Origin of the sequence: Polynucleobacter sp. 80A-SIGWE (assembly GCF_018882295.1) — a bacterium.
Classification (GTDB): domain Bacteria; phylum Pseudomonadota; class Gammaproteobacteria; order Burkholderiales; family Burkholderiaceae; genus Polynucleobacter.
On the sequence record NZ_JACVOR010000004.1, the window covers coordinates 1 to 5136 of the forward strand.

Sequence of the window (5136 nt, forward strand, 5' to 3'; positions counted from 1 at the left end):
AATGCCCATGCGGTATTGGCTATTCAATAAGGAGGAAGAAATGAATAACACCATGAACCATAAAGAACTCATTCATAGTGACTTCCAAATTAAAGAGGTGGAAGCGGTAGTGCGTAGAGATGCCTTCACAACCATCCATGTGTATGTACCGCCGTATGAAACTAATATCCTTCGTAATCTCTTTGGGCGCGAGAACGTCACGGTGTTCGAGCGCCCATCAAAGACCACTATTACTCCAGAGCAAGAGTACGACCGTCTATGCGCCAAGTATGGCCATGAGGTCGTAGCTAAAGTCTTTGGCGAGGATGATGGAGATCGCCTAATGGAGATCGTAGAAGGCTTGATGAAAGAAGGTCAGCTCCCAGCACAAGAGAAGGCATTAGAAGGAACTCTTGAGCAGGAGCCATCAGAAACCAAGGGAGCCAAGAAACGCTAGCAGAAGGGAAGACCACCGCTAGCAGCAGGTGTTTGGGTGCGGCTGCGGGTGTTGAAGTAACCATGGTGTGTGGGCGCGCGTAACTGCGCCCCACTGCCAACACCAATTAAAAGCCTAGGCGGTAGTGGGGCGGTGGACTTCCATATTCCAAGCATCAAGAAAAGAGCTAATGACATGCTTCCAATCATTACCTCTCTAGTACAAACCTTGGCCGTCAACGGCCTTGGTCTACTTGCGGGCGCGGTTCAAGCCAAAGGTAAGGAATTCATCGAGAGCAAGATTGGGGCGCGCATTCCTGACAACCCCAGTCAGGAAGATCTCATTAAGTTAAAGCAGTTAGAGATTGAGCAAGAGCAGTTACTACTGCAATACACCCTTAAGCAAAAAGAGCTCGAGATAGAGGAATCCAAGCTGCTAGCGGAGATGCATCGGGCTTCGCAAGAGAATGCCACTAATCGTTGGCAATCGGATATGGGTGGCGATTCAAAGCTATCTAAGAACATCCGCCCTGGAACGCTCGTATACATTCTGACGGCTTATTTACTTTTTGCATTGCTATCAGCTATGGGCATAGATATCAATGAGGCCTACGTAAAGCTCCTAGGCGAATGGGGGCAGCTTGTGATGCTGGCTTACTTCGGCGGTAGATCGGTAGAGAAGATCTTCGAGATGCGCATGAATGGCTTCAATAAAAAAGAAGAGCGGTTATGAGCGGATTGGTAGCGGAACAAGCTGCATTCTTAATTGATGTCAGTTGCCTCATTCAGTTTGCAACAGCAGAAGGGTGGGTAATTACGGGAGGTGAGCTTTGGCGCTCACCAGAGCAGCAGGAAATCTATTTCAAGAGCGGTAGATCAAAGACCATGAATAGTAATCACCTAAGGCGCTGCGCTATTGATCTGAACTTCTTCTGGAATGGAAAGCTTGTTTGGGATAAAGAGCTCATTTGCACAGTCGGCGAATACTGGGAAAGCCTAAGCCCCAAGAACAGGTGGGGCGGGAATTTCAAGGGATTTGTGGATGTTCCGCATTTTGAACGTGTCACATCATAGGGATGCCAAAGGTTTGGCTGGAGGTCGGAGGCCGGTTACTAGCACGCCTCCGAGTAGTACCTGTCATAACTGAATGGTCATTTGTTGACTAATAAGCCCAATATTATGTATATAATAATTGAAATTCTGCAAAAAAATGTCGAATTTTGATTACGGAGCCATTCAATGATCATCTCATTTGAGATCCAAAACTACCTATCCTTCTCAGGCGCGTCGACAGTCGACTTGTCTGTGGGCACCTCGGCGCCTGATAACTATCACTTCTTGAGCAATCTTAATGAGAAGGGTCGCATCGCTAAAATTGCTGGTGTATACGGTGCAAATGCATCGGGTAAAACCAATATCATCCGCATTTTGCCTGCGTTGGTTGATTTCATTACGGAGTCATTTTCCTACAAGCTGGACGAAGCTACGCCATTTCGTACGCATTTCTTTCATCGCGAAAAGCCAATCTCCGTGAGTATTGAGTTTGCGGCGCAAGATCAACAAAGTCAGGAAATAAAGCGCTATAAATATGATCTGAAAGTGATTGATCATGTCGTGCATTATGAGCGACTAAGGGTAAAGAGCAGCAAGCTCTATAGCCGCGTATTTGAGCGGCAATGGATTGATGGTCAGTACAAGGTTCAGGGTCTTGGTGAAAAGCAGGCAGCAAACTTGAGGCAGAATGTATCTTGGCTCGCTTGGCTTGGTCAATACAACGTACCAGAGGCTGTGAGTATCATTCAATACTTCAAGCGTATCAAGAGCAATATTTCAGTTGGTGGCCCTAGAATTCCTGGCTTCATAAGCACCCTTGGTGCCGTTGATGTTTACAGAAGTAATCCCCTCTTATCCGAGAGTATGGTGGCTCAACTTAACCGCTGGGATATCGATATTCATAACGTTGTGTATGAGCGAATTGACGGCACGGAGGATGGTCCGGGACACTGGATGGCGTACTGCATCCACAAGCTTGGCGACAAAGAGGCGCGACTATCAATCCTGAATGAATCTTCAGGCACCATGGGCTTGTTCTCATTGCTATCAATTGTCCTGCCGGTTCTTGAGCGGGGTGGCATCGCTGTGATTGATGAATTAGAGTCCGATCTACACCCACATATGCTCGAAGCAGTACTTAATCTTTTTGTGCAGCCAGAATCTAATCCACATGGAGCACAGTTATTGTTTACAAGTCATGCGGATTGGCTTATGAATATTTTGCATAAGACCCAGATCTTTTTGGTTGATAAGAAGGATGCCGGTAGTGAAGCTGTGCGACTATCTGATATTCGCGGCGTTGCAGCTAGAGAAAACTTTAGTGCTCGATACCGCGCGGGTTCTTATGGCGCTGTACCAGAAATCGATTAATTATGTCTAAGCAAGTACGCAAAACAGTATTGCTCTGCTGCGAGGGTAAATCTGACCAACTTTTTATTGTGCACTTGAAGACAACATATACCGCAGGACGACCAAGTGCACCGAGGGTTAAGGCCAAGCCAGCCGGGGGAAAGGGTAGCAATAACGTCATCAGCACACTATTAGGAGAGGCAAGATGCTCACAGCCAGATAAGCTGGTCGCCCTTCTGGATGGTGACTTTCCGCCTAGCGTGGCGAAAAAACGCGAGGCGGATCGTAAACGTGTCCAATGTATTGTTCTTATGCCTTGCCTCGAAGGTCTTTTCCTTAAGATATTAGGGCATTCGGTTCCAAGCACCAGTCAAGAATGTAAAGATCGACTGAGGAGAGTTGATAATCGCGATCCATTTGCTCCTGGGTTTTATTCGCAGCATTTCCCAAAAGCTTTGCTGGATCATGCCCGTAATAATGTGGACGAGCTAAATCAACTGCTCATGCTGTTTGATGATTGATATTTACAATGTGGAGGTCTTTTTGTATCGCCTCTTAACCTTGGTATTAACCTGATGGAGATGATTTTCTGAATTACTTGGGGTTGTCTGTAAGTGGCTACCCAGCAGGGTGGTTAATGCCTGTTATGCATCGCAAGCGGGCTAATGATCAACAAACTCCTCCCATTCGCTCATTAATTTAGCGCGCTTCTCCAATTGATCCTGCCTCCTATAAGCAGCCTCAGACTTATTCTTAATGGTGTGAGCCAGAGCAAGCTCCACAGTCTCATTTGGATAGTCAGTAGTTTCTGCCGCCCAATCCCTAAATGTAGATCTAAATCCATGGGGAACATATTGAGCATATGCCGGCATTCTCTTCATGATGGCAATGAGAGACATATTTGACATGTTGTCCTTGTTGTAACGCTTGCTAGGGAATAGAGCTTCATTTATGCGATGCTCAGAGAGGTATTCATATATCTCAATCGCCCGAGAATTTAGTGGCACTCGATGAGCTTTACCGGCTTTCATCCTCTCAGCAGGAATAGTCCAAACCTTATTTTCAATATCAAACTCATCCCATTTGGCATTGAGCACTTCACCCGTCCTTGTAGCCGTAAGAATTAAGAACTCAAGGGCAAGTACAGAGAAACCACTCTTTGTTCGCAGCTCTCTCATAAACTCACCAATCAGTTGGAATGGCAGGGCAGGATGGTGACTCTTCTTCTGGATCTTGTTGGCTTTAGGTAAGAGATGGGCTAGGGCGCCTTTAAGGCGCGCTGGATTGTCTCCCTTGATGTATTCATGAGCTTTGCACCAGTCAAGGATCACTTCAATTCGTTGTCGTACACGAGTAGCTGTTTCGGTGCGAACATTCCAGAAGGGGCCTTCAACTTCACCAGACTTCTTCTTGATTTCTTGTTCTAGAAGTTTGGCGATATGACCGGTATTGATTTGATCAACCCGCATCTTCCCAATTTTTGGATTAACAAAAGTAGCCATGGTGTTTACCCATTGATCAGCATGCTTCGCATTTTTCCATTCTGATCGTTTGGCTGCAATACAACGCTCTGCTGCAATTGAGAAGGTAATTCCATCCTCTGTGGCGGTTAGAGCTTCGGTCCGAACCCTATTGCGCAGATCTATCGGATCAACACCATCTAGAATTAATTTACGAAGCTCAAGCGTTTTCCGTCTAGCATCAGCAAGTGAGCGGACCTCAAGTGGGCCCAAACCCATATCTCTGCGTTTAAATGAAGTAGGGCTGGTATAGCGAAATATCCAACTACGCATTACTTTATTTACCCCTAGCATCACCTGAAGATATAGCCCCCTGGATTCTGAGTCGTGGTAAAAACCTGGTTCAGAGAGATTGGCAATGCGACGTGCCGTAAAGCTAAATTTATTCGACATTCGGCATCTCAAACTCAAGCAAAATTACCCCTTTTGTACTCATCATCAATCAACATATTTTATGGAATCTCAATGGGTTACACGGGAGTGTGGTTACATGGAGGCCATATCAATGATGGGTCTAATGATGGAGTTTGAACCCCCCTTTGTACCCACCATGCAGAAAAAAATTAGATTAAATAGATTAAAAAGTTAACTTTTTTTTTGGTTATTCGGCAGTCGAAACTCTCTGAGGTGCTAGCGATAATTTTTTCCCGTTTCTCACCCATCAGCAAGACATAGTCTCAGATGGATTTAGGTGGTTTACACGGGAGTAGGGTTACCCTTTAAAGCCATATAATTCATGGGCTTATGGATAATGGTAGAGTTCATTGGAGGGGCAAAATCTAGACACCTCTTCCGCCAA

The 5136-nt window shown here is 45.8% G+C and carries 5 protein-coding genes and 1 pseudogene; 5 read left to right on the plus strand and 1 reads right to left on the minus strand.

Annotated features, from left to right (window positions below):
• The 5 genes and pseudogenes from ICN25_RS09855 to ICN25_RS09875 all read left to right on the plus strand — a co-directional run.
• Positions 1-436, plus strand: a pseudogene (locus ICN25_RS09855) (hypothetical protein); the annotation flags it as partial.
• A 69-nt stretch (positions 437-505) separates the two neighbouring features.
• A complete protein-coding gene (locus tag ICN25_RS09860) occupies positions 506-1147 on the plus strand; it encodes a hypothetical protein (RefSeq protein WP_216182517.1) in 642 nt (213 codons plus the stop codon).
• The gene (locus tag ICN25_RS09865) at positions 1144-1488 is read left to right on the plus strand and encodes a M15 family metallopeptidase (protein WP_216182520.1); all 345 of its coding nucleotides are present in this window, start codon (positions 1144-1146) and stop codon (positions 1486-1488) included. Before ICN25_RS09860 ends, ICN25_RS09865 begins: the two co-directional genes overlap by 4 nt.
• A 165-nt stretch (positions 1489-1653) precedes the next feature.
• The gene (locus ICN25_RS09870) at positions 1654-2838 is read left to right on the plus strand and encodes an ATP/GTP-binding protein (RefSeq protein ID WP_216182523.1); all 1185 of its coding nucleotides are present in this window, start codon (positions 1654-1656) and stop codon (positions 2836-2838) included.
• 2 nt (positions 2839-2840) lie between these two features.
• Positions 2841-3338, plus strand: coding sequence for a hypothetical protein (locus ICN25_RS09875; RefSeq protein WP_216182526.1), 498 nt, complete (start codon positions 2841-2843; stop codon positions 3336-3338).
• 141 nt (positions 3339-3479) lie between these two features.
• On the opposite strand, the gene ICN25_RS09880 is transcribed toward ICN25_RS09875, so the two are convergent.
• Positions 3480-4730: a site-specific integrase gene (locus ICN25_RS09880; protein WP_216182528.1), complete on the minus strand. Its 1251-nt coding sequence runs from the start codon at positions 4728-4730 to the stop codon at positions 3480-3482.
• Positions 4731-5136: the final 406 nt, after the last annotated feature.